The 21,650-nt window shown below is 51.3% G+C and carries 23 protein-coding genes; 13 read left to right on the top strand and 10 right to left on the bottom strand.

The window, feature by feature from the left end; translation table 11 throughout:
* Positions 1-66: 66 nt before the first annotated feature.
* From hemN to hemB, 4 genes are all read right to left on the bottom strand, one after another.
* Positions 67-1,437 carry an oxygen-independent coproporphyrinogen III oxidase gene (gene hemN, locus Q1K24_RS02425; RefSeq protein WP_300365422.1) on the bottom strand — a complete coding sequence of 457 codons (1,371 nt, stop codon included), beginning with the start codon at positions 1,435-1,437 and terminating at the stop codon, positions 67-69.
* Positions 1,438-1,539: 102 nt separating this feature from the next.
* Positions 1,540-2,049 (bottom strand): DUF2603 domain-containing protein, encoded by a 510-nt coding sequence (locus tag Q1K24_RS02420; protein WP_300365419.1) that lies wholly within the window; start codon positions 2,047-2,049, stop codon positions 1,540-1,542.
* 11 nt (positions 2,050-2,060) lie between these two features.
* On the bottom strand, positions 2,061-2,990 hold the full coding sequence (argF, locus tag Q1K24_RS02415; RefSeq protein WP_300365416.1) for an ornithine carbamoyltransferase: 930 nt from the start codon (positions 2,988-2,990) through the stop codon (positions 2,061-2,063).
* A 97-nt stretch (positions 2,991-3,087) separates the two neighbouring features.
* Positions 3,088-4,059 (bottom strand): porphobilinogen synthase, encoded by a 972-nt coding sequence (hemB, locus tag Q1K24_RS02410; protein ID WP_300365414.1) that lies wholly within the window; start codon positions 4,057-4,059, stop codon positions 3,088-3,090.
* Positions 4,060-4,143: 84 nt separating this feature from the next.
* Here hemB and ribA point away from each other — a divergent pair, with 84 nt between their 5' ends.
* The 9 genes from ribA (at position 4,144) to Q1K24_RS02365 (ending at position 12,797) form a co-directional block, all read left to right on the top strand.
* Complete coding sequence (gene ribA, locus Q1K24_RS02405) at positions 4,144-4,722, top strand: GTP cyclohydrolase II (RefSeq protein WP_300365411.1); 579 nt, start codon at positions 4,144-4,146, stop codon at positions 4,720-4,722.
* Between the two features lie 27 nt (positions 4,723-4,749).
* The gene (gene rsmG / locus Q1K24_RS02400) at positions 4,750-5,328 is read left to right on the top strand and encodes a 16S rRNA (guanine(527)-N(7))-methyltransferase RsmG (RefSeq protein WP_300365407.1); all 579 of its coding nucleotides are present in this window, start codon (positions 4,750-4,752) and stop codon (positions 5,326-5,328) included.
* Positions 5,322-5,558 carry a PP0621 family protein gene (locus tag Q1K24_RS02395; RefSeq protein WP_300365404.1) on the top strand — a complete coding sequence of 79 codons (237 nt, stop codon included), beginning with the start codon at positions 5,322-5,324 and terminating at the stop codon, positions 5,556-5,558. The genes rsmG and Q1K24_RS02395 overlap by 7 nt, the downstream gene beginning before the upstream one ends.
* Positions 5,555-5,947 (top strand): hypothetical protein, encoded by a 393-nt coding sequence (locus Q1K24_RS02390; protein WP_300365401.1) that lies wholly within the window; start codon positions 5,555-5,557, stop codon positions 5,945-5,947. The genes Q1K24_RS02395 and Q1K24_RS02390 overlap by 4 nt, the downstream gene beginning before the upstream one ends.
* Positions 5,948-6,017: 70 nt before the next feature.
* A complete protein-coding gene (gene htpX, locus Q1K24_RS02385) occupies positions 6,018-6,875 on the top strand; it encodes a zinc metalloprotease HtpX (protein ID WP_300365398.1) in 858 nt (285 codons plus the stop codon).
* Positions 6,875-7,774, top strand: a complete 900-nt coding sequence (locus Q1K24_RS02380) for a glycosyl transferase (RefSeq protein WP_300365395.1) — start codon at positions 6,875-6,877, stop codon at positions 7,772-7,774. Before htpX ends, Q1K24_RS02380 begins: the two co-directional genes overlap by 1 nt.
* 116 nt (positions 7,775-7,890) lie before the next feature.
* Entirely contained in the window at positions 7,891-9,999 is a 2,109-nt protein-coding gene (locus tag Q1K24_RS02375) for an EAL domain-containing protein (RefSeq protein ID WP_300365392.1), read from the top strand.
* A 358-nt stretch (positions 10,000-10,357) separates the two neighbouring features.
* Entirely contained in the window at positions 10,358-11,575 is a 1,218-nt protein-coding gene (locus tag Q1K24_RS02370) for an MFS transporter (protein WP_300365390.1), read from the top strand.
* 64 nt (positions 11,576-11,639) lie between these two features.
* Positions 11,640-12,797 (top strand): multiheme c-type cytochrome, encoded by a 1,158-nt coding sequence (locus tag Q1K24_RS02365; protein ID WP_300365387.1) that lies wholly within the window; start codon positions 11,640-11,642, stop codon positions 12,795-12,797.
* Here the strand turns inward: Q1K24_RS02365 and Q1K24_RS02360 are convergent.
* On the bottom strand, positions 12,777-13,628 hold the full coding sequence (locus tag Q1K24_RS02360) for an alpha/beta fold hydrolase (RefSeq protein WP_300365385.1): 852 nt from the start codon (positions 13,626-13,628) through the stop codon (positions 12,777-12,779). The genes Q1K24_RS02365 and Q1K24_RS02360 overlap by 21 nt on opposite strands.
* Before the next feature lie 8 nt (positions 13,629-13,636).
* Positions 13,637-14,644: an alanine racemase gene (locus Q1K24_RS02355; RefSeq protein ID WP_300365382.1), complete on the bottom strand. Its 1,008-nt coding sequence runs from the start codon at positions 14,642-14,644 to the stop codon at positions 13,637-13,639.
* A gap of 32 nt (positions 14,645-14,676) precedes the next feature.
* On the opposite strand from Q1K24_RS02355, the gene Q1K24_RS02350 reads away from it, so the two are divergent.
* Both Q1K24_RS02350 and Q1K24_RS02345 read left to right on the top strand, forming a co-directional pair.
* Positions 14,677-14,886 carry a hypothetical protein gene (locus Q1K24_RS02350; protein WP_300365379.1) on the top strand — a complete coding sequence of 70 codons (210 nt, stop codon included), beginning with the start codon at positions 14,677-14,679 and terminating at the stop codon, positions 14,884-14,886.
* Positions 14,861-15,871, top strand: a complete 1,011-nt coding sequence (locus Q1K24_RS02345) for an agmatine deiminase family protein (protein ID WP_300365376.1) — start codon at positions 14,861-14,863, stop codon at positions 15,869-15,871. The genes Q1K24_RS02350 and Q1K24_RS02345 overlap by 26 nt, the downstream gene beginning before the upstream one ends.
* Before the next feature lie 9 nt (positions 15,872-15,880).
* On the opposite strand, the gene Q1K24_RS02340 is transcribed toward Q1K24_RS02345, so the two are convergent.
* Positions 15,881-16,288, bottom strand: a complete 408-nt coding sequence (locus Q1K24_RS02340; protein WP_300365373.1) for a hypothetical protein — start codon at positions 16,286-16,288, stop codon at positions 15,881-15,883.
* Between the two features lie 226 nt (positions 16,289-16,514).
* On the opposite strand from Q1K24_RS02340, the gene Q1K24_RS02335 reads away from it, so the two are divergent.
* Positions 16,515-17,387: a carbon-nitrogen hydrolase gene (locus tag Q1K24_RS02335; RefSeq protein WP_300365370.1), complete on the top strand. Its 873-nt coding sequence runs from the start codon at positions 16,515-16,517 to the stop codon at positions 17,385-17,387.
* On the opposite strand, the gene Q1K24_RS02330 is transcribed toward Q1K24_RS02335, so the two are convergent.
* Both Q1K24_RS02330 and Q1K24_RS02325 read right to left on the bottom strand, forming a co-directional pair.
* A complete protein-coding gene (locus Q1K24_RS02330) occupies positions 17,377-17,937 on the bottom strand; it encodes an NUDIX domain-containing protein (RefSeq protein WP_300365367.1) in 561 nt (186 codons plus the stop codon). The two genes, Q1K24_RS02335 and Q1K24_RS02330, sit on opposite strands and share 11 nt — an antisense overlap.
* Positions 17,934-19,127 carry a peptidoglycan DD-metalloendopeptidase family protein gene (locus Q1K24_RS02325; protein WP_300365364.1) on the bottom strand — a complete coding sequence of 398 codons (1,194 nt, stop codon included), beginning with the start codon at positions 19,125-19,127 and terminating at the stop codon, positions 17,934-17,936. Before Q1K24_RS02325 ends, Q1K24_RS02330 begins: the two co-directional genes overlap by 4 nt.
* Positions 19,128-19,351: 224 nt before the next feature.
* On the opposite strand from Q1K24_RS02325, the gene Q1K24_RS02320 reads away from it, so the two are divergent.
* Positions 19,352-21,427 carry a hypothetical protein gene (locus tag Q1K24_RS02320; protein WP_300365361.1) on the top strand — a complete coding sequence of 692 codons (2,076 nt, stop codon included), beginning with the start codon at positions 19,352-19,354 and terminating at the stop codon, positions 21,425-21,427.
* On the opposite strand, the gene Q1K24_RS02315 is transcribed toward Q1K24_RS02320, so the two are convergent.
* Positions 21,408-21,650: hypothetical protein (locus Q1K24_RS02315; protein WP_300365358.1), on the bottom strand; the 243-nt coding region annotated here is incomplete at its 5' end. The two genes, Q1K24_RS02320 and Q1K24_RS02315, sit on opposite strands and share 20 nt — an antisense overlap.

Raw genomic sequence — 21,650 nt, 5'->3', positions numbered from 1 at the left:
TACTTCTCCCGATGGAGGCGGCAAAGCCGCATCCAATATTTTTCACTTTTCACTTGCCACAAAGCGTCATACCGTTTTGCTGAAAGTCTTCTTGCTGCCGGCATGCTTTTTCATATAGGCATCGAACGGCATTGCAATGTTGCGGATAACCAGGGTACCGGTCTCGGATACTTTTATCGCTTTGCCCGTCACTTTTACGAGACCCTCGTCGATCATCGGTTGGAGTTCCTCGATGGCATCTGCGAAATAGGCTTTGAAGTCGATGCCGAACATCTTTTCGATCTTTTTGATATCGAGTTTGAAGTTGCTCATGAGATCCATGATCACCGCTTTTCGGATACGGTCGTCTTCGCTCAGCTCCACACCCCGCCAGAACGGCAGTTTTCCGGCATCGATCGCCACCTCGTACTCGGGCAGATCTTTGTAGTTCTGTGCGTAGTAGTCCTCCCCCTCCCCGATGCTGGTCAGGCCGATGCCAAGCAGATCGACACCGCCGCGTGTCGTATAGCCCTGAAAGTTGCGGTGCAGTTCCCCTTTCTCGATCGCCTTGAAAAGCTCGTCGTCAGGCTTGGCGAAGTGGTCCATGCCAATCATTTTGTAGCCATGGTTCGTGAAGAAATCGATCGTGTACTGGAGAATTGCGAGTTTGACATCAGGGCTGGGAATCGTCGTTTCGTCCAGTTTGCGCATCGTCTTCTTGAGCCATGGCACATGGGCATAGTTGAAGACCGCCAGACGATCCGGATCGAGCGAATAGGCCAGTTCGAGTGTCTTTTTAAAACTCTCGAGCGTCTGATACGGCAACCCGTAGATCAAGTCGATGTTGATGCTCTCGACGTCGTATTTCCGGGCCAGATCGACCGCCTGCTTCGTGATGTCGTAGGGTTGGATACGGTGAACCGCCTGCTGGACGACCGGTTCGAAATCCTGGACACCGAAACTGATACGGTTGAAACCGTGTTTTTTGAGCACCTTCATCTGATCTTCATTGAAGAAACGGGGGTCGATTTCGCAGCTCACCTCCGCCTTTTTGGCGAATTTCGGGAAATGTTTCTTGACGCTGTTCATAATCTGGTCGAGCTGCTCTGCGCTGAAAAAGGTCGGCGTACCGCCGCCGAAATGGAACTGCACGACTTTGCTCGAGGTATCCATCGTTTGCGACAGAATCTCCAATTCACGCGTCAGATAATCGATATAGCGGACCTTCTTCTCCTCTTTGGAGGTGAAGACAACATTGCAGCCGCAGAAATAGCACGCGCTTCGGCAAAACGGCAGATGAATGTAGATGGAAAGCGGCTTTTTCGCATCACGGTTCCGCAGTTTTCCGATGTACTTCTCATACGTGAACTCTTCGGAAAATTCGACCGCCGTCGGATAGCTGGTATACCGCGGGCCCGGCTTGGAGTATTTGACAAATTGTTTGAAATCGATTTTCATGTTGGAAAAGTCCCCTCTAAAATTGGGATATTCTCCCATATTTTCGATAAATAAGCGATAAACCCGAAGGAATAGTTGTGCGTTTCAGTCTGTCATCCGGGCTCAGAGCCCGGACTCTTTCAAATCCTCCTCACTCAACTGCAGATCTTTGAGCGAATAGAAAAGATTGGGATGTTTGCGTTTGATGCTCTTGACAAGATTTTCCAGATCGACACTCGCTGCCTCTTTGGAGCTCTTTTTCAGACGCTGCTGAAGTTCGTGCATCGCGACGGTCCAGACATCATGGAAATCGATCGGAAGCTCTTTGGCGATCGCCCGCTCCAGACGTGCTTTGAAGACCTCTTCGCCCATATGCTGCAACGAAGTCATGATGCCCATCATCGCTTCGGCCGTAGAGAGAATCAGCAGCTCCCCGTTTTCATCGATGACAAACCATGGCTGTTTGTCGTCCCAGCTTCCGCGTTTGAGCTCCAAAATCCTCTGTTCGTTATCTTCACCGGGTTTGATCTCCAGCACAGGCCGCTCGCTTGGCACCGGTATTCCGAGGCGTTTGGCAACCAGATCGATCTCTTTGAACTGCTGCTCTGCCGGCAGATTTTTCAGACTCTTCATATCCTCCTCCGTCACACCTCATCCCTTTTTCCATCCAGCCACACCATGACACCTTTTTGTGCATGCAGCCGGTTTTCCGCTTCGTCAAAGACGACGCTCTGCGCCCCTTCAAGCACCTCTTCCGTCACTTCGAACCCCCGATAGGCAGGAAGACAGTGCAAAAATATCGCATCCGCTTTGGCCCGTTTCATCATTGCATCGTCGACGGTATATCCGGCGAAGTCTTTGATACGCTTCTCCTTCTCCCCTTCATCCCCCATCGATACCCATGTATCGGTCGTGACGACATCGGCATTCACGATCGCTTCTCCGGGGTCATCGGTGAAGAGTATCGTGGCGCCGCTCTCTTTGGCAAACTCAATGGCATCTTCGACAATTTCGGGATTGCATTCGTATCCTTTGGGTGTGGCGATCCGGAGCTCGAATCCGAGCTTGGAGGCCAGCATCAGCCAGCTGTGCGCCATATTGTTGCCGTCTCCGACATAGGCAACCACCGGATTTTGCTCTTTTCCATGCTCGATCATCGTCATGTAGTCAGCCATCAGCTGCACAGGATGGTACTCGTCGGTCAACCCGTTGATAACCGGCACCTGCGAAAATCCTGCAAACTCCTCGAGCTGTTTCTGGCTGTAGGTACGAATCATCACCATATCGCACATGCGGCTGATGACACGGGCCGTATCTTTCATCGGCTCACCCCGTCCCAGCTGAATATCGCGCGACGAGAGAAAGAGCCCCATCCCTCCCAGCTGGTAGATTCCCGTTTCAAAGCTGACGCGGGTGCGGGTACTGCTCTTCTCGAAAATCATCGCCAACGTCTGTTTCTCGAGATAGGGGGTAAACCGTTTTGCTTTGACTTCCGCCTTGATACGCAAACCGAGGGTAATAATTTCCAAAATCTCATCTTTGGTGTAATCTTTCAGTGTCAAAAAGTGTTTCATGCTTTTTCCTTCGTGAGAAGGTGGAAATGTGAGATCGCTGCTCTGCAGCGCTGCGGGAGTGGTTTTTTCACTCCCATATTCTCACATTCTCCCACCCCTACTTGTTCAATATCTCCGCCGCTTCCTTCGCGTGATAACTGATGATGATATCCGCACCGGCCCGCTTGAAACCGAGCAGTGTCTCCATCATGACCCGTTCGTAATCGATGACACCGGCTTTCGCCGCCATCTTCAGCATACTGTATTCCCCACTGACATTGTAAACAGCCAATGGCAGATCGCTCGCTTCTCGAATATCACGAATGATATCCATATAGGCGAGTGCCGGTTTGACCATCAGAATATCCGCCCCTTCGCGCTCGTCTTCGAGACTCTCCAGAATCGCTTCGCGTCGGTTGGCAGGATCCATCTGATAGCTGCGCCGATCCCCGAAACTCGGTGCACTCTCCGCCACATCGCGAAATGGTCCGTAATAGGCGCTCGAAAATTTCGTCGAATAACTCATGATCGGAATGTGGCTGAAACCGGCACGATCAAGCCCGTCGCGAATGGCCGTGATCATCCCGTCCATCATGCCACTGGGTGCGATCATATCGGCTCCCGATTTGGCATGTACGATCGCCTGTTTGGCCAGATTCTGAAGCGTAATGTCGTTATCGACCGTCTGAAGCTGGGGATTGAGCACACCACAATGGCCATGGTCCGTATATTCACAAAAACAGAGATCGGTGATGACCAGCATATCCGGATGGGCCGACTTGATCGCGCGCAACGCCGTCGCGATGATGCCATGCTCACACAGAGCATCGCTTCCAATCGAATCTTTGGTATCGGGAATACCGAACAGAATGATCGACCGAATACCAAGCCCTTTGAGTACATCACACTCTTTGATCGCCTCGTCGACACTCATCTGATAGACTCCCGGCATCGACGCCACCTCGTTTTTGATCCCCTCACCACCGCGAATGAAAAGCGGATAGATAAAATCGTCCGGGGTCAATACCGTTTCGCGAACGAGGTCACGAAGAACAGGATGAAGCCGTTTGCGTCTGAAGCGTGCGAACATGATAAAACCTTTACATATGGTATAATCGCGATGAAATTAAAATAGAAAACGCTTATTTTACCAAAACATTAGGAAAATATACGAATGAATTTAGAAGTTTCCGACATCGCCAATCTTCCAACCCGGTTTGGGATGTTCAAAATCCAGGCATTCAAAGAGATTTTGGAGAATGGCTGCTCCAAAGAGCATCTCGCCATCTTTACCGATCCCCTTCCCGAAACACCGGTCGTACGGGTTCACTCCGAATGCCTGACAGGCGATGCACTGGGAAGCCTCAAATGCGACTGTGGCGATCAGCTTGAATTTGCACTCCATTTTATCCAGAGTCAGGGTGGCATGGTGATCTACCTGCGACAGGAGGGACGCAATATCGGTCTTCTCAACAAAGTCAATGCCTACGCACTGCAGGACAAAGGATTCGATACGGTCGCGGCCAATCATCAGTTGGGTTTCAGCGCCGACGAACGGACCTACGAAATGGTCGAAACGGTTCTGAACCATTTTGCCATCAAAACAATCCGCCTGCTGACCAACAACCCGAAAAAGATCGAAAGTCTCGAGGGAATCGAAATCGTCGAACGCTTGCCGATCGTGGTCGAAGCGAATCCCCATAATGAAGAGTACCTTCAGACCAAAAAAGAGAAACTGGGACACCTTCTGTAAGTGAAAAGCGATCAACTGAAAAGCGTATTGGAACGAGCGGAGATCCCCCTCGCTTCGACAACAGTGGAAAAACTCGATGCCTTCGCGGAGAATCTGACGGAGTGGAATCGCATCCACAATCTGACGGGTGCCAAAACACGTGATGCGATCAACATGCAGATCCTCGACTCGATTTACCCGCTTACATTTTTGGAAGCTGCCCCAAAAAACCTGTTGGACATTGGGAGCGGCGCAGGCTTTCCGGGTTTGATTCTTGCTATCGCGTGGCCAGACACCCAAACGACGCTCTGCGAACCGTTGCACAAACGTGCCGCATTTTTACGTTTCATCGCCAGAAAGCTGCATTTGGAGAATGTAACGGTCGAAAACAGGCGTGTCGAAACGCTACCGGCTCGTCCCTATGCCCTGATCACATCACGTGCCGTTACCGAAACGTCTGCACTGATCGATTGGAGCCGCCCTTTCATCGCAGAAGAGACCCAGCTCCTCTTTTACAAAGGGGAACAGGTTTTCGACGAAATCGAAGGACTTGGGGCCTGCGATATCGAACTGATTTCACGCAACAAACGCAATTACTTATGGATAAAGGATGCATCCAAATGCTGAAAATCGTACTTACCATCGCCGTCATTGCGGCGGTCTACTTCTTTCTGATCAAAAAACCGAAGGTCACCCAACATCGTCAGGCACGCGCCGATGCCGAAAAGCGCAAACCGAAAAAAGATGAAGAGATCATGGTCGAATGTGAAAAATGCGGTACATTTGTCAGTTCGCACGAAGCGATCATCGTCGGAGGCAAATACTACTGTTCCAAAGAGTGTGCAGGAGTCAAATGATGATTATTATAGGCCATCCGGATGTTCCATTCGATCCTTTTTACTATGTGGAGGAGATCGACGACATCCCCAGAACTCCTCCCAACTGTACACTCTGGCTCGGTCCTTTCAAAGAGACAAAAACCCTCGCAAAGCACTGTGACGAGAACCGGCTTCCCTATGCCGTCATGGTGGCAAATATCAAAGAAGCTCTGCTCGCCAACGCGCTGCATGCTCACTATATCCTGAGTGATCTCAAACTGGCCGAAACGCTTCAAAAGATCGCCGACACCTATCTCTTCGACGCCAAAATTCTCGTACCGGTCAACGACGAGAATGAGATGGAGCAAGCCGCAAAGCTTGGTATCGACGGTGCAATCTTTCAAAACGCCATTACTCTACCGGAATAATCTTGACTTTAGTCGTTTTTGATAGTATATTTTAGTCATTTAAACTAAACCTTTTAAAGGATTGTGAATTATGGAAGCAGTCAAAACCGTTGTCCTGTTGACGTTGATGACCCTTTTGATGGTCTGGGTCGGTGGCATATTCGGCGGAACGAGTGGTATGCTGATTGCGCTGATTTTTGCCGGCGTCATGAATTTCATCTCCTATTTCTACTCCGACAAACTGGTACTTCGGCACTATCATGCCGTCGAGGTGGATGAGCGGAGCGCTCCCGGCCTTCTCGCCATTGTCCGCAGACTAGCCGGCAGCGCCGGTTTGCCGATGCCGAGTGTCTATATCATTCCCGAGCGCGTTCCCAACGCATTCGCCACAGGACGCAATCCGAAGCATGCTGCCGTCGCTGTAACAGAGGGGCTTCTGGACCTTCTGAACGAAGAGGAGATCGAAGCGGTACTGGCACACGAGCTCAGCCATGTCCGACACTACGACATTCTGATCGGTACAATCGCCGCGACGATTGCAGGAGCGATTGCCTGGATCGCCAACATCATGCAGTTCGGTGCCATATTCGGCGGCCGCGACGAAGAGAGCCCCAATCCGATTCTGATGCTGGTCATGTCGATCATTCTGCCGTTGGCTGCAGGAATCATCCAGATGGCGGTCAGCCGAAGCCGGGAGTTCATGGCCGACGAAGGTGCCGCACATCTGACAGGCCATCCCGAATGGCTGGAAAGCGCCCTGTTGAAACTCGAAAATTACAACCGCCAGGGCATACTCCCGGAAGCGACACCCGAAACGGCACATATGTTCATCATCAACCCGTTCACCGGGAAAAATGTCAGTTTCGCCAACCTGTTCAGAACCCACCCGACGACCGAACAGCGGATCGAACGCCTCGAAGCGATCCGCCGTGAGATGATGGCAGGGTAATGGGCACATCGTTCGGCACCTACATCAAATGTGTCGGCACGGGGGCGAAACACAACCGTAATCTCTCCTACGAAGAGATGTATGACGCAATGGAACAGATGCTCGACGGGCGTGCAACACCGGAACAGACGGCGGCGTTTCTGCTGGGCTGGCGGCTCAAACCGGAAACGACGGAAGAGTTCCGGGCCGCCCTCCATGCTCTGGATGAAAGAACTCTCAGGTCCCCGGTTGAAAACGGCATGGAACTTGGCTATCCCTTCGATGGCAAAGCCGACAATCCCTATATTTTTCCTATCGCCGCCGAAATGGTCAAATCGTTCGATATCCAGGTCGTCGTGAATGGTGGTGCACTGCAGCCATCCAAAGAGGGGGTCACCGTCCGTGATCTCTGCCAGGCACTTCCCCTGCCCGACAACATCCGATATTTCGATCGTGCCGATTACTGCAAACCCCTGGCCGATCTCTCCCCCCTTCGCCGGAAACTCGGCCTGCGCACCGGACTCAACACGATCGAACGGCTTCCCAACGTCGGTGGATGCGACACGGCTCTTATTGGAGTCTTTCACAAGCCCTATGTGAAAAAATATATCGAAATATTCGGTGACAGATACAGGCGACTCGTTATTGTCAAAGGCAACGAAGGCACACCGGAAATATTTGGCAAATGCCGGATATGGGTCTGTGAGAACGGAGATGCCGAAGAGCACCTGATCGACCCCCTCGACTTCGGTATCGACTATAAAAAGTCGTTCGACCGGATCGGCAAAATGGAGTGCCTGCAGAAAACTGCAAACCCTTCGGAAGGGTTGGTGCAAATCGCGAAACTGAATGCGGCGCTCTGGCTTTTCGCCAAAAACAGGTGTGCTTCGGTCGCCGAAGGATGGAATAGACTCTCCTGAATCCAACATCCATGTTCCAACTCCTCAACAACAGAGACAAATCGGCCGATTTGTCTCTTGATGCGCTCTCCGGTACATTACCGAGGCCGCTGTTGGAATGGAAGGAAAAGTATAGGATGCAGGACAATCAAATCGAAATCGATTCCCACAAGAAAAATTCGATTCATGATATCGTTCTCAACACCATTCCCGACCTTGTCTTCTACAAAGACTATGTCAACTACGACGGCATCTACATCGGCTGCAACAAGGCATTCGAGGCATTCGTCGGAAAGCCGAAAGAGATGATTGTCGGTCATGACGATATCGAGCTGTTTGGAGAAGAGACGGGTTCCTTCTTTCGCCGCAAGGACCGTGAAATGCTCGAAAGCGGTATCAGCCGCACCAATGAAGAGTGGGTCGACTACCCGGATGGCAGACGCGTCCTTCTCAGCACGCTCAAAACCCCATTGATAGATAGAGAAAAGAGACTTATCGGCGTGCTTGGTATCAGCCGGGATATTACGCAGATGTACCAAGTACACCAGCAGCTCAAAGAGAGCAAAGAGAGTCTCGACAAAGCCCAACGCATTGCGCACCTCGGAAGCTGGGAATGGGATATTGAAACCGGTGCGCTGAAATGGTCGGATGAAGTATTCAGAATTTTCGGAGAGATACCGCGAAGCTATGCACCGACGTATGAAGCGTTCAAATCCTATATCCCCAGGGAAGATATCGAAAAAGTGGAGCGGGCCATTACCAACGCCCTGGAGAATATCGGACCCTATCTCGTCGTACACCGTGTCGTCCGAAAAAATGGCGAAATGCGGTATGTCCAGGAGACAGGAGAAGTGACATTCGACAACAGCGGCAAACCGGTTTCGATGATCGGCACCGTTCTCGACATTACCGAACGTGTTGAGATCGAAGAGAAACTCAAACGGCAGACGGAAGAGATGGAGTACCTCGCCTATCACGATGCGTTGACGGGCCTCTCCAACCGTCCGCTTTTTCTCGACCGCCTGAACCATGCCATCAAAACCGCCACGAGAAACGGAAAAAAAATCGCCGTACTTTTTATCGATCTCGACCGCTTCAAAGAGATCAACGATTCACTGGGACATCGACATGGAGACGAAGTGCTTCGCGAAGTCGGCGACAGATTGAAACGATGTGTTCGAGACTCCGATACGCTTGCCCGTCTCGGGGGTGATGAATTTACGATGATCCTCGAGAACATCCATGAAAACACGGATGTTCTCGATATCATCAACAAAATGATGGTGGAAATGCATCAGCCGATCACTATCGAGATGCATACGTTCTACATTACGCTGAGCATTGGCATTTCAATCTATCCCGATGACGGAGGAACCGCAGATACACTCCTGAAGCACGCCGATGCGGCCATGTACAAGGCAAAAGAGGAAGGGCGAAACACCTACCAGTTCTATGCGGAAGAGATGACGGAAAAGGCATTCGAACGCATCGTCATGGAGACGAGCCTGAGGCAGGCTCTCGAGCATGAGGATTTCGTCGTCTACTACCAGCCGCAAATCGACGCATCGACGGGCAAACCGTTTGGAATGGAGTCGCTGATCCGATGGAAGCACGGGAATATGGGACTGGTCTCCCCTGCCCGATTCATTCCACTTGCCGAAGAGACGGGACTCATTGTCGAAATGGACCGGTGGCTGATGCGCAGAGCGATGCGGGAATTGAAAGGATGGTACGAAGAAGGACTCAATCCCGGAGTTCTTTCGATGAACCTGTCGATGAAGCAATTGCGCAGCAAAGATTTTCTCGATGTGCTGCGTGCAATGATCGAAGAGACAGGTTGCAAAGCGGAGTGGATCTCGCTTGAAATCACGGAAAGTCAGGTGATGATCAATCCGGAACTTTCGATCGATGTCCTTCGTCAAATCAGTGCGCTGGGCATTCAACTGGCTATCGACGACTTCGGAACCGGCTATTCGTCACTCTCCTATCTGAAACGGTTGCCCATCGACAAACTCAAAATCGACCGCTCCTTTATCAAAGATGTTCCATTCGATTCCGACGACACGGCCATTGTCAGTGCCATTATCGCTCTGGCGAAAAGCATGCATCTGGAAATTATCGCCGAAGGAGTCGAAAGTACAGAGCAGCGTGATTTTCTCCTTGCGAATGGCTGCAGCAAGATTCAGGGATACCTCTACGCCAAGCCGATGCCGGCAGAGAATATGCGAAATTTCCTCAAAAACTGACGCATTCCCCTCTCTGTGCACTCTCTCCCCGTCTCTTTTTTGCTATGATGTCGAACTCAACAACAGATATCATCTGGCATCGGCGGTGACATGGATAGAACCCATCTTAAAAATCCCCATAGTCGGGAATGGCACGCAAACGGTACGATGATGAGGCGAAAAGCGCAAGGTGTAGCCAAGGCTACATCGAGCATTTTCAACGACATCAGCCTGCCGTTTGCGTGCCACCTTTGCGGGCGGGGCGATTTTGCCCCCTCTCTTTGTTGCTTCTCCTCGACGTGGCTTTGGCCACGCCTGCGTCGAAGCGCCGCGATAGAAGGCAAAATCGCCTCCGTTACCGGCCATGGGGATTTTTAAGATGGGTTCTAGATTTTCCAACCATATCAAAAATATTTTACACGGTTTTTTTCTTTCCCTCGGAACGACCATCGCAGAACCCGCAACCATTCTGCCACTGATGATCAGCTACTTCGGCGGTTCGCCGGTGCTTATCGGATTTTTCAGCGGTCTTCTTCGTGGCGGAGCCGTTCTTATGCAGCTCTTCGCAGCCTACAAAGCACAGCATTACGCCAGAATGCTCCCCTACCTGCGTCGGGTTTTCGTCTTTCGTTTTCTTTCGTGGTTCATGATCGGCGTGGCAATCCTGCTTTTTGGGGAGAACCATCCGACTTTGACACTTTGGTGCATCGGCATCGGTCTCTTTCTCTTCTCTTTCAGTGCCGGGTTCGGCGCCATCTACTTCAGAGAGATCGTCGCGAAAATCTTTTCACACAGATTCCGCGGCAAGACGATGGCGTGGCGACAGTTTTTCTCCGGCCTCGGTGCACTCATCAGCGGGGCCATCGCCGCATGGGTACTGGAGCGGTTCGAACCGCCCTACGACTTCGGTTACCTCTTCATGCTCAGCGCCCTGTTGATGGGGTTTGGCCTCATCGCCTTCGGTACCGTCAAAGAACCGGTGAAAACCCGTTTCGAAACGAAAATCGAATCCTTTACCGGTTTTCTGAAGCATGCACTTGAACTTCTGAAAGCGGACCGCCAACTGCAGGTGCAGATCGTGACCTTCCTGCTCGCCTACAGCTACCTCATCGCCATGCCTTTCGTCGTACTCGACGCAAAGGAGACTGTCCATATCGGGGGCAAAGAGGTGGGCATTCTCATCACGGTTCAAATGGTCGGGGCGATGATCAGCAACGTACTGTGGGGAAAACTTGGCAGCCTCGGACACTTCCGCCTTATCGCCATCCTCAGTATTGCCCTCAAGCTACTCGCCGTAATGATGGCCCTTACCGCTGACACTCTCATAACCTATGGCCTCATTTTTTTCCTTTTCGGTGCAGCGGGAGACGGCAGCCGTATCGCCAGTTCCAATCTCATCCTCATCCTCGCCCCCGAAGCCAAACGCCCGCTCTATGTGGCGGTGCAGATGAATATCGTCTCGCTGGGCATGTTCTTTTCGATTCTCGGTGGTTTCCTGCTTCATTTCGGCGGCTATACACTGCTCTACGCCATGACAGCCGTTCTGCTCGTCATTGCCCTCCTGCTCGCCTTCAAACTCAACGACAGAACGGATTGACGCCGGTCATACTTTTGCAGCCGCGAATCGGATAAAATTTCCCGAAAAAAAGAGAAGGTCAACTATGTCACGTCTCCTCATTTTGGCTGCCTTTGCGACTCTCTCCTTCGCTGCGGGCCATTTCACCGGCTCCAACGTCTGCAAAAAATGCCATCCGATCATCTACAGAGAGTACAGCGAATCGATGCACAAACGATCCTCCATTGCCAACGACCCGGTTCACAGAGCAATCTGGGAGAAACATCCGCTTAAAGCGGGAGAAAAATACACATGTGCCGTTTGTCATACCCCCTCGGATGAAAGAGTCATGAACGCGCTCGCCGCCGGCAAGCCGGCCATGCCGGAACCTGACAATGTCCAGACACATGAACCGATCAGCTGTGCCTACTGCCACCGGATCAAATCAATCGAACGCCATACGAAACAGAATAGGAATATCCTGAACGGCAAGCCCAAATATTACTACGCCGCCAAGCGGGGGAAAACCGAGAAGGAGGTGGTGAAGTTCCATGAAACAAGCAGTTTTTTCGGCCTCTCACACAGTATCGAAGGATCGCCGTTTCATACCATCGACTACTCCAACGAGTTGTTCAACAGCGGAAAGAACTGCCTGGGCTGCCATGACCACAAACAGAACGGCAAAGGGTTTACCATCTGTTCGCTCGATCTGAAAGAGAGGCAGAATGAGAAACAAAACTGCATCACCTGTCACATGCCGCAAGTACCCGGCTCCTACTCCACGATCGTCAAGAGCAAAACCCACGCCTACCACGGCTTCGCCGGTGTGCACCTGCGGCCCGAACTGCTCGCGGACTCCATCCTCCTCGCCGCTTCGGAAGAGAACGGAATGTTGAAAGTCACCATCGAAAACAGGGCGAACCATCGGCTCTTTTCCCATCCGCTGCGCCTCGGAATGCTTCGCATCGCAATCAGGCGGGGCGGGGATACGATCCAGTCCGACCCCGTCGCTTTCTACACGATTCTCGGACACGACGGCAAACCCGCGATGCCCTGGATGGCCGACACGATTTTGAAAGCCCATACGATCGAAGCGTACGAAACCAAAACGCTCGAAACCGGCATGCACCTGCAAAAAGGCGATCGTGTCACCGTGACGCTCGGATACCACATCGTCAATCCCAACGCGGCGGAAAAACTGGGGATCGAAGAGAAAAAAGCGTCGGAATTCAGAGTTCTGAAGTCACAGACCTTCTTTTTCTAGCAGGGCTGTATAGCGGTCGGGCATCTCCTTGAAAGCCTGCACATGGCCCACATCCTCGAAGAAGACGATATGTGCACCCGGGCACGCTTTTTTCAGCAGCGTCCAATGGTACGGCGCCAGAAGATGGTCATCCTTTTCGACGATATAGAGAATCTCTTTTCCGCACAATCTGCGGCAGCGGTCGAAATTGTCCGCCAGCTTGAAGCTCTGGCCGAAAAAAGTTTTTGCGATCCACTCGATGTAGGGATAGGCGAAATAGGGGATTCTGGCGCGCTTCCAGAGCTCCTGCTTGACAACCCTTTCGAAATCGATCCACGGGGCATCGGCCACCACTTTGGCGAAACGCCCCGGCGACCGGTCCGCCATCATCAGCGCCGTGACCGCCCCCATCGAAAAACCGTGCAGTGACCACCGGTACCTGCGGGCAGGGTCGAGGTCCTGAATCCACCCGAGCATATCGGCATGTTCGCGAATACCAAAGTAGATAAATTTCCCACCGCTCTCGCCATGTCCACGCATGTCGGCCATCATCACTTGGTACCCCCGCCCGTGATACCAGCGTCCGAGTTCGAAAACACCGCTGTGAAAGCCGTTGCGGCTCCCCGACTTGCCGTGAAGCAGAAGAACCGCCCGTTCGCTCCGCCCGGGAACCCACCACCCTTTCAGCGTCACTCCGTCGGATGTCACATATTCGATATCATCGTATTCCGCGCCCCACTCGTCGGGTCTCTTCACGATCGGTTCGTGTTCACCGAGAGTCTGTCGGTAGACGACGTAAAAAGGATAGAGGAAAAGAGAGAGAAAAAAAAGCAGGAAAAGAGAGAAGAGCATGATCGGTTCTATACCACGATCCGCCGGATATCGGGGGAGAGTTTGACCAGAATGTCGTAGCCGATTGTATTGAACTGTTCCGCCGCTTCGGATGCATCGTCGAAGAGACACAGCTTGTCATCCTCCCCTTCGACACTGATGAGATCCATCGAGACACGTCCGACGAGATCTCTGCCGTCAGGAAGCCGGTACGGATTTGCGGCATTTCCCCGCAGCCAGCCGTCTCCGTATCCGATATCGTATGTCGATACCATACCGGAATCCACTTGCCCCTCTCCACCGTATCCGATCCGCTCACTTTTCCGGACATTCCGCGTGGCCACCCGTTCCGCCCACAATGTCATGACAGGCTTCAAATGCGGTATGTGGAACGAGTCCGGCATCCGAAGGCATCCATATGCGGCGATACCGATGCGTGCGATATCCTCGTCGAAACACTGCGTCCTGAAGAGCGCGGCGGAGTTGCAGCTGTGCCACCGAATATCCCCGACTCCAAGTTTTTCCGCCGCTCCTCGCACCGCTTCAAATCGCTTGCGCTGCCAGAAAAAGTCACTTCCCATCTCATCCGCACTCCGGTAATGGGTCATGATGCCTGTCAGCCGCAGCTGCCGAGCTCCGACGATATCGAGGGCTATTGTCAGTTCCTCCGACACGATACCGTTCCTGTGCATGCCGGTATCCACTTTGAGTTCGATGGAGGTATGAGGAGGGATACGGCGAAGCTGATCCAGGCTATTGACCGCGATACGAATGGATTGGCCCGGATCTTCTGCCGGCGTATCGGAAAGAACCAGAACCGTTTCAAAGAGATCACGGATCTGTGCAGCCTCTGCCATCGTACGCACGACACTATGCCGTACACCCCATTCGGCCGCGAGCTTCGCCATGAGATTCAGACCATGGCCGTAGGCGTTATCTTTGAGGACCAGCGCGATCTTCTCTTTCGATTGAGTTTTGGCGGCGATTTGGTTAAGATTGTAAAAAAAATTTTCCCGTGAAATTTCGATATAGGACATGGAAAAGATTTTAGCGCATTAAGGATTAAGGAATGATACGCCTGCCGATATTTTTTGCCGTTCTCGTTTCCGCACTCTCCGCTGCAACGGAGTTTGTACCGAAAGGAGAGTCGCATCCGATCGTACTGGCCGTAAAGATCATCGGGATGGCGGCCACCCTCCTCTTCGTGATCGTCATGGTAGTCAAAAGTGTCCGCATCGTCAAGGATGATGAAGATGACCATGTGCAGCTTCCCGACTGAATGGCACAGACAGGATGCCGTTCTGATGGCATTTCCGCACGCCGGAACCGATTGGGCCGAGGATCTGAAAGGAGCGTTGACACCGTTTGTACGCATCGCCAGCTCCATCGCCTACAACGAACCGGTCATCATCGTCTGCGACGATCCCGAAGCGATAAAACAGCTCTTCTGTGAAACGCGGAATATCACCTTCGTAAAGATTCCGACCAACGACACATGGGCCAGAGATTTCGGTCCCATCACGATATATGCCGACGGCAAACGCAAATTTCTCGATTTCACTTTCAACGGCTGGGGAGAGAAGTTTGAGAGCGGTCTCGACAATGCCGTCACGGCACAGCTGATCCGACAAGGATATCTCTACGGCGACTACGAAAAAATCGATTTTGTCCTGGAAGGGGGTTCGGTCGAAAGCGACGGAAACGGAACACTCCTGACGACATCCAGATGTCTGCTCAATCCCAACCGCAACCCCGATATGTCAAAAGAGGAGATCGAAGCGTTTCTCAAAGAGAAGCTCTGCCTTCAACGGATTCTATGGCTCGACCATGGTGAACTCGAAGGAGATGACACGGATGCCCATATCGACACCCTCGCACGTTTCATCGATGAAGAGACCATCGCATATGTAACCTGTGACAATGAAAAAGACTTCCACTTTCCAGAATTGCAAAAGATGAAAGAGCAGTTGGAGAGTTTTCGTACCCTCGAAGGAAAACCCTATCGTCTCGTCCCCCTCCCTCTTCCGAAGCCCAGGTACGGTTCAAAAGGCAACCGGCTTCCGGCCACCTACGCCAATTTCCTGATCACCAACCACTCTCTTCTTCTGCCCGTTTATCGGGACGAAAGAGACAGTGAGATGATCACTCTCTTTAAACAACTCTTTCCAACGCACGAAATCATTCCGATCGAAGCACTCAAACTGATCGAACAGGGAGGGAGTCTGCACTGTGTAACGATGCAGATTCCCTCCTATTATGCATAATACGGCGGATTACGCACCACCGCCACCGGTATCACCGCCTGTACTGTCATCATCGTCATCGTCATCGATCGTATTGACATATCCCGCCGATACGATCCAGTCACTTTGAATGAAATCCCAGCCACCGGTCAACGCGAAACTGTCGAACAGGTAACCGGCACCGACGTCGGCTCCGAATTTTTCGACAGGTGCCCATGGATAGTAGGTGACGCCCGCCGCTGCGATCACATTGTTCTCCTCTCTGCTCGAAATCACTTTGAGAGAGACGCCCAGATTACCGTTGCCGATACTTCCACCCCATGTATAGGAGACAGCGAACATCGCCTGTGGCCCATCCGCATATGCCGCACACGATAGAACCAATGCACCGGCAATCGCCACACCTTTCAATTTTTGCCAATTTACCATTCCATTCATCACTTGGCCTTTCCATTCCTTAGCAACACAAGATGCGTACCATATGTACTGCATCACAGCTATAGACAAACGACAGGTTTGTCTCCTATTTCTATTATCTCTCCATATGGATAAATAACAACTTAACCATTGCTATATTTATCATGGTTATTTGTATAGTTTATACTCTGTTAATTTTTTCTTTTTGATATACTTTTTTTATATTTTTATATACCAAAGGCAACCCATGCATGTAGCTTTGATACAACACGCCTGGCAAAACGAAAAAGAGGCAATGCGTCGCAAAAGTTGTGAAATGATCGCCGAATCGGCATACAAAGGAGCCGAACTCGTGGTGCTGCAGGAGCTTCATCAAGGTCCCTATTTCTGTCAATACGAAGAGACTCATCTCTTCGATCTCGCCGAGAGCTTCGAAGAGGATATGGCATTCTGGAGTGGAATCGCAAAAAAATACCATGTTGTCCTTGTAACCTCACTGTTCGAAAAACGGACGGCCGGTCTCTATCACAACACGGCTGTCGTATTTGAAAAGGATGGCTCGGTAGCCGGAAGTTACAGAAAAATGCATATTCCCGACGATCCCGGCTTTTACGAAAAGTTCTACTTCACCCCCGGCGACACGGGATTCGAACCGGTCGATACCTCCGTCGGGAGGCTGGGCATTCTGATCTGCTGGGATCAGTGGTACCCCGAAGCGGCCCGGCTTATGGCACTCAAAGGAGCGGAGATACTCATCTATCCCACTGCCATCGGCTGGTTCGACTCCGACCCGGAGGAGGAAAAAAAACGGCAGCACGATGCATGGATCACGGTGCAGCGGGGGCACGCTGTCGCCAACGGCCTGCCGCTGGTAGCCGTCAACCGTGTGGGTTTCGAAAAAGACGAAAGCGGTGCATTGGACGGCATACGATTCTGGGGCAGCAGTTTCGCCTGCGGACCGCAGGGAGAGATGCTGGCCGAAGCCTCGACGGAGAGAGAGGAGATCCTGTTTGTCGACATCGATTTGGAGCGGAGCGAAGAGGTTCGACGTTGGTGGCCGTTTCTGCGAGACCGACGAATCGACGCCTACGATGGTCTTTTGAAACGGTTTATCGACTGAACCGATCGAAAAACCACATGAATGCGAAGAGCAGCCCCGGCGTTTTGACCTGTGTCTCATCGAACATGAAGGCTTTCGCTTCCTGCACGGGCAGCATGACCACCTCGATCTCCTCCATTTCGATACCACCGCCTTCGTGCACCTTCATGCTCCTGTCCACTTCGGCATAATAGAGCGTCTGTTTGGATCCGGCAAAACCGACCGACGTGTAAAACGAGGTGATCTTCCCTATCTGCTCGATGGGCACATCGTAGCCGCACTCCTCTTCAATCTCCTCCTTGGCAATTTGCAGAAGCGAACTCGTTTTGTCGACGATTCCGGCACACAGTTCCACCGTATACCCTTCGCCATTCTGCAGATAGACAGCGGGGCGGAACTGTTTGACAAGAATGAAGGCATCGTTGTCCCTGTCGTAAATCAGCACGGCGACACTGTCGTGCGCCCGGATAATCTCCCAACTTTTTTCGGCACCATTCTGCCGATACCTCACCAGAGCCGGACGAACGAAATGGGAAGTCTCAAGCGGTTCGATACGGAAATCTTCGATCATCCGCCCACACTCGTTTTCTCGTCGATACACATGTTCGACCGTGACAGATCGTCGAGGCGAACGGGACATGCATTCGTCTCTACCGCATTCTGCAGTTTCTCTTTCATGATGGCCGCATAGCGAAGGAACTCTTTGCGTGTCTTGCCGTAGATTGTCTTTTTCGTCACCTTGATCACACCCAGCGGATTGATGGGACGGCCGTTTTTGTAGAGACCGAAATGGAGGTGCGGCCCGGTACTCATGCCTGTCGAACCGATATACCCGATAACCTGCCCCTTTTTGACGTACTTCCCGCGGCGCATCCCACGTCGGAATTTGTGCATATGGGCGTAGAGGGTCATGAACCCGTCACGGTGACGGATTTTGATGACGTTTCCGTACCCCCCGAGACGCCCGGCGAAAATGATACGCCCGTCCGCCGCCGCATAGATCGGCGTACCGGTCCGCCCCCCGAAATCGACCCCCAGGTGGGCACGGTAGCGTTTGAGCACAGGATGGTAACGCCGCAACGTGAAGCGGGATGTGATGCGGACATGATTGACTGGCTTACGGAACAGAAACCCTTCGACTTCCCGTCCTTTTTCATCGTAATACCGGTCATGGAAACGGAAAAGATAATGGGGCTTTTTCCGTTTTTCGATCATTGCCGCCTCGATAGTGGGCAGGCCGTAGGGGCGCCCCAGGCGCAGCTTCTCCTTGTAGACGACGGCAAGTCTGTCGCCTTTGCGAAGCCTCGTAAAATCAAAACTGTTCTTGAATGCATCGACAAACGCATGTGCGAGCAGTCTGTTGTTGGTTGCTTTGATGATATCCTGATATGGCGAGCGTTCGATGGAGAGTGCAAAGAGATCGGTGATCTCCTGATACGCCACGGGAATCATTTCGAAACGGTAGTTCTCAGCCTCCCGGACAAGATGGATCTGAAGTTCCTCGTTGATCGGAATGAGCACCTGCTCGATCACCGAGCCATTGTCGTCGGTCATCATGTAGTAGGAGACACCCGCCCGGATCTCTTCGCAGAGTTCTTTGTCCTCTTTGTCGAGATTCCAGTAGATCGACTGCGGCATACCGTGGTGATCGAGAAAATGGAGAAAACTCTCCCCCTCCGGCCAGGGCAATTTTTCAACAATCGAAGCATTCAACACAGATATCTGGAACAGAAAAATCAGCAGAATCAATTTTTTTATCAAACGAAAATCGCTTTAAAAGTAGAAATATGGATACAATTCTACTTTGTCAACTGTTAAATAGCTCTTTAAAGACGTTTTCCTCCTCTCTTTTCATCATCCCGGAATGGCATCTGTTTCAATTAATCTTTGTTAACGGTTCTTTCATTTAATAGATTATTAACTTTACCTAAGATAATTTAAAAATAAGGAGCCTGTTGCTTCCCATTCCACCAAAGGAGTCATTGATGAAAGCAAAAGGAAAATATCTGGTTGCAATCGCATCTGTTGCGATGATCATGAATATCGGAAATGCCGACATGGCCATCGATTTTCTCACCGTCGATGCAGCGCCCGATTCGCCGGCCAACTATGGATGGGGGTATGATTCGAGAAAAAAACAGTCGAAAGGGATATGTGTCGAATTCAGCTCGAATGATACATATGCAGGAGGAGCGAGTCGGCAGGAGTCCCATTACGAACTTGCCGAAAGTACATCGGATATCGTAAAAAAATCGAGCCTCTCCGCCAGTGCTTCACTGAAGGCGGTAGCCGGCGGTGCAAAACTCTCCACCAACAACAAAACCGGTGTCGTGGCAAATACGGAAGCCAGCAAATACAATCTGACTCTCTTCGCATCCGCCTATCGGTATGATGAACCCCAGTTTAGATTTCTTGAATATGCCCAGCTCAAGTCCGATATGCAGGCACTGCTGGAGGATCCCAAAAAACGGGGGGAATTCAAACAGCGGTGCGGTGACGGTTTCGTCATAGGGATTCAAAAGGGTAGAGATTTCCTGGGTACCGCTACCGTGAAAAAACAGACACTGAAGCAGTCGACCGAATTCACCTCCAAAACCGGTTTCGGGGTAAAAGGTGTCGGATATTCGGCAGAAGCCGGAATCGATATTGCAAAGACTCTGATATCCACCTTCGGTTCGCACAACTTCAAGGTTCATACATACAGTACGGGATCAGATGACCCCAATCCCTCGAGTGTGGACGAATTCAAATCGTACTATCGGAATTTTTTCAGGAACAGCAAGGATTACAAGCGTACGATCAAATATATCATTTTGCCCTATACCGTATTGCCCAACTATCCCTACCAGGATATTCTACACGGCGATACGAAAGAAGATTATATCGGTTACATGGCCGATACGCTCTGGGATCTGAAAGCAGCCATCAAAGATGCCGATTTCATTCTCTCTCCGAACACCCAGCCTCTTTTTGCGCTGGGGACGAAACGGAGTATCAAAAACAGACGTATCCGGGCCATAAAAAAGTATAGACAGGCATGGAAAAAAGAGTTCAACGATCTGTTGAAAGCAGCTCAAAAATGCGACAAGAGTTTTACAGAAAACTGTAAAAAGCTCGGCGCATACTATAAGGAGGAACGAAAGCTCGTCGATCTTGCGGAGATGGTAATGCCAGATCGCTATATTCATGACTGCTATACACCTGTCACCATCAACCTGAACGACGATTCTCTCCATTTCAAGCAGGAGTTGAACGGCAATCTGCCCGGTGGATTCGATGTTGTGGCCGGAGATACAGAAACCGGAGGAAATCATGTCCGTGTCAGTGCCGTTTTGAAACTGAAGACCGACAAACGCAAACTGAGAGCGACTCTTGGTGTTTCCAAAATCGAGTGGAAAGGAAAAAGAGATAGAAGACAGCCTCTTGTCGTCAGGAAGAAAAACATCAACAAAGGTGACAGCGCCTATGCGAAAAAAGTATCGGACTATATCATCGATCTCGATAACGACGAAAAAAATCTGGGCACAATCGGTCGTTCACTGAAAACATGCGAATGGAGAGACCCCAGACGTCCTATCAAAAGAAAATCCTTCAAAGGGCTAGCAGGTTTTTCCGGACTCCGGGTTTACGGATTTGACGGTGGTAACGTGTATGGATTGATCGATGCCTTTTCGAAAAAGGATGCGAGAGGACAGATAGAGTTCGGGCCGGGTCGCGGACTTCTTGCATCGATCCGCTGTGAAGTCGACGCAGGAGGAAGGCACGACGCCAGACTGGGCTGCGAAAGTGTTGCATTCAACAGTTTTACGCTTGATCTGGTCTCTTCCCAGGACAAGGCGGCAGACCGGTGGAGAGATCCGAACCAGTACAAAGAGCCTACAATCCTGACAAACTTCCTCCACAACAAACCGATTCGCTATCGACCAAAAATGAAAGCGGTGGCACCGAAATACAAAATTCCTGCATCGCAGATGAAATTTCTGCAGTTGAAAAAGATGAATCTCAAACCATCTACCCAGCCTAAAATGCATATAAAGCCGGTTAGCCCACTGCATCGTTAAAATATGGGGAGAGGAGAAACACTTCTCTCTCCCTTTTTTTCCCAAAATTTGCATTGGCTCTCATGCCATCTGCACCGATCATCGGCGACATGGGCAATTCGTCCAAAGCCTCGACGCACCTTTCAGGCGCACCTACGTTTTGGTCGAACGGCCCTGCCAGCCGAGCACCGGCACATCCGACATAAGTTCTACTGCAAAATTTGGGTTTATTTGAGATAGCGTG

Origin of the sequence: Hydrogenimonas sp. (genome assembly GCF_029932565.1) — a bacterium.
In the GTDB taxonomy this organism is placed as follows: Bacteria; Campylobacterota; Campylobacteria; order Campylobacterales; family Hydrogenimonadaceae; genus Hydrogenimonas.
This window is presented reverse-complemented; position numbering and strand designations above follow the sequence as displayed.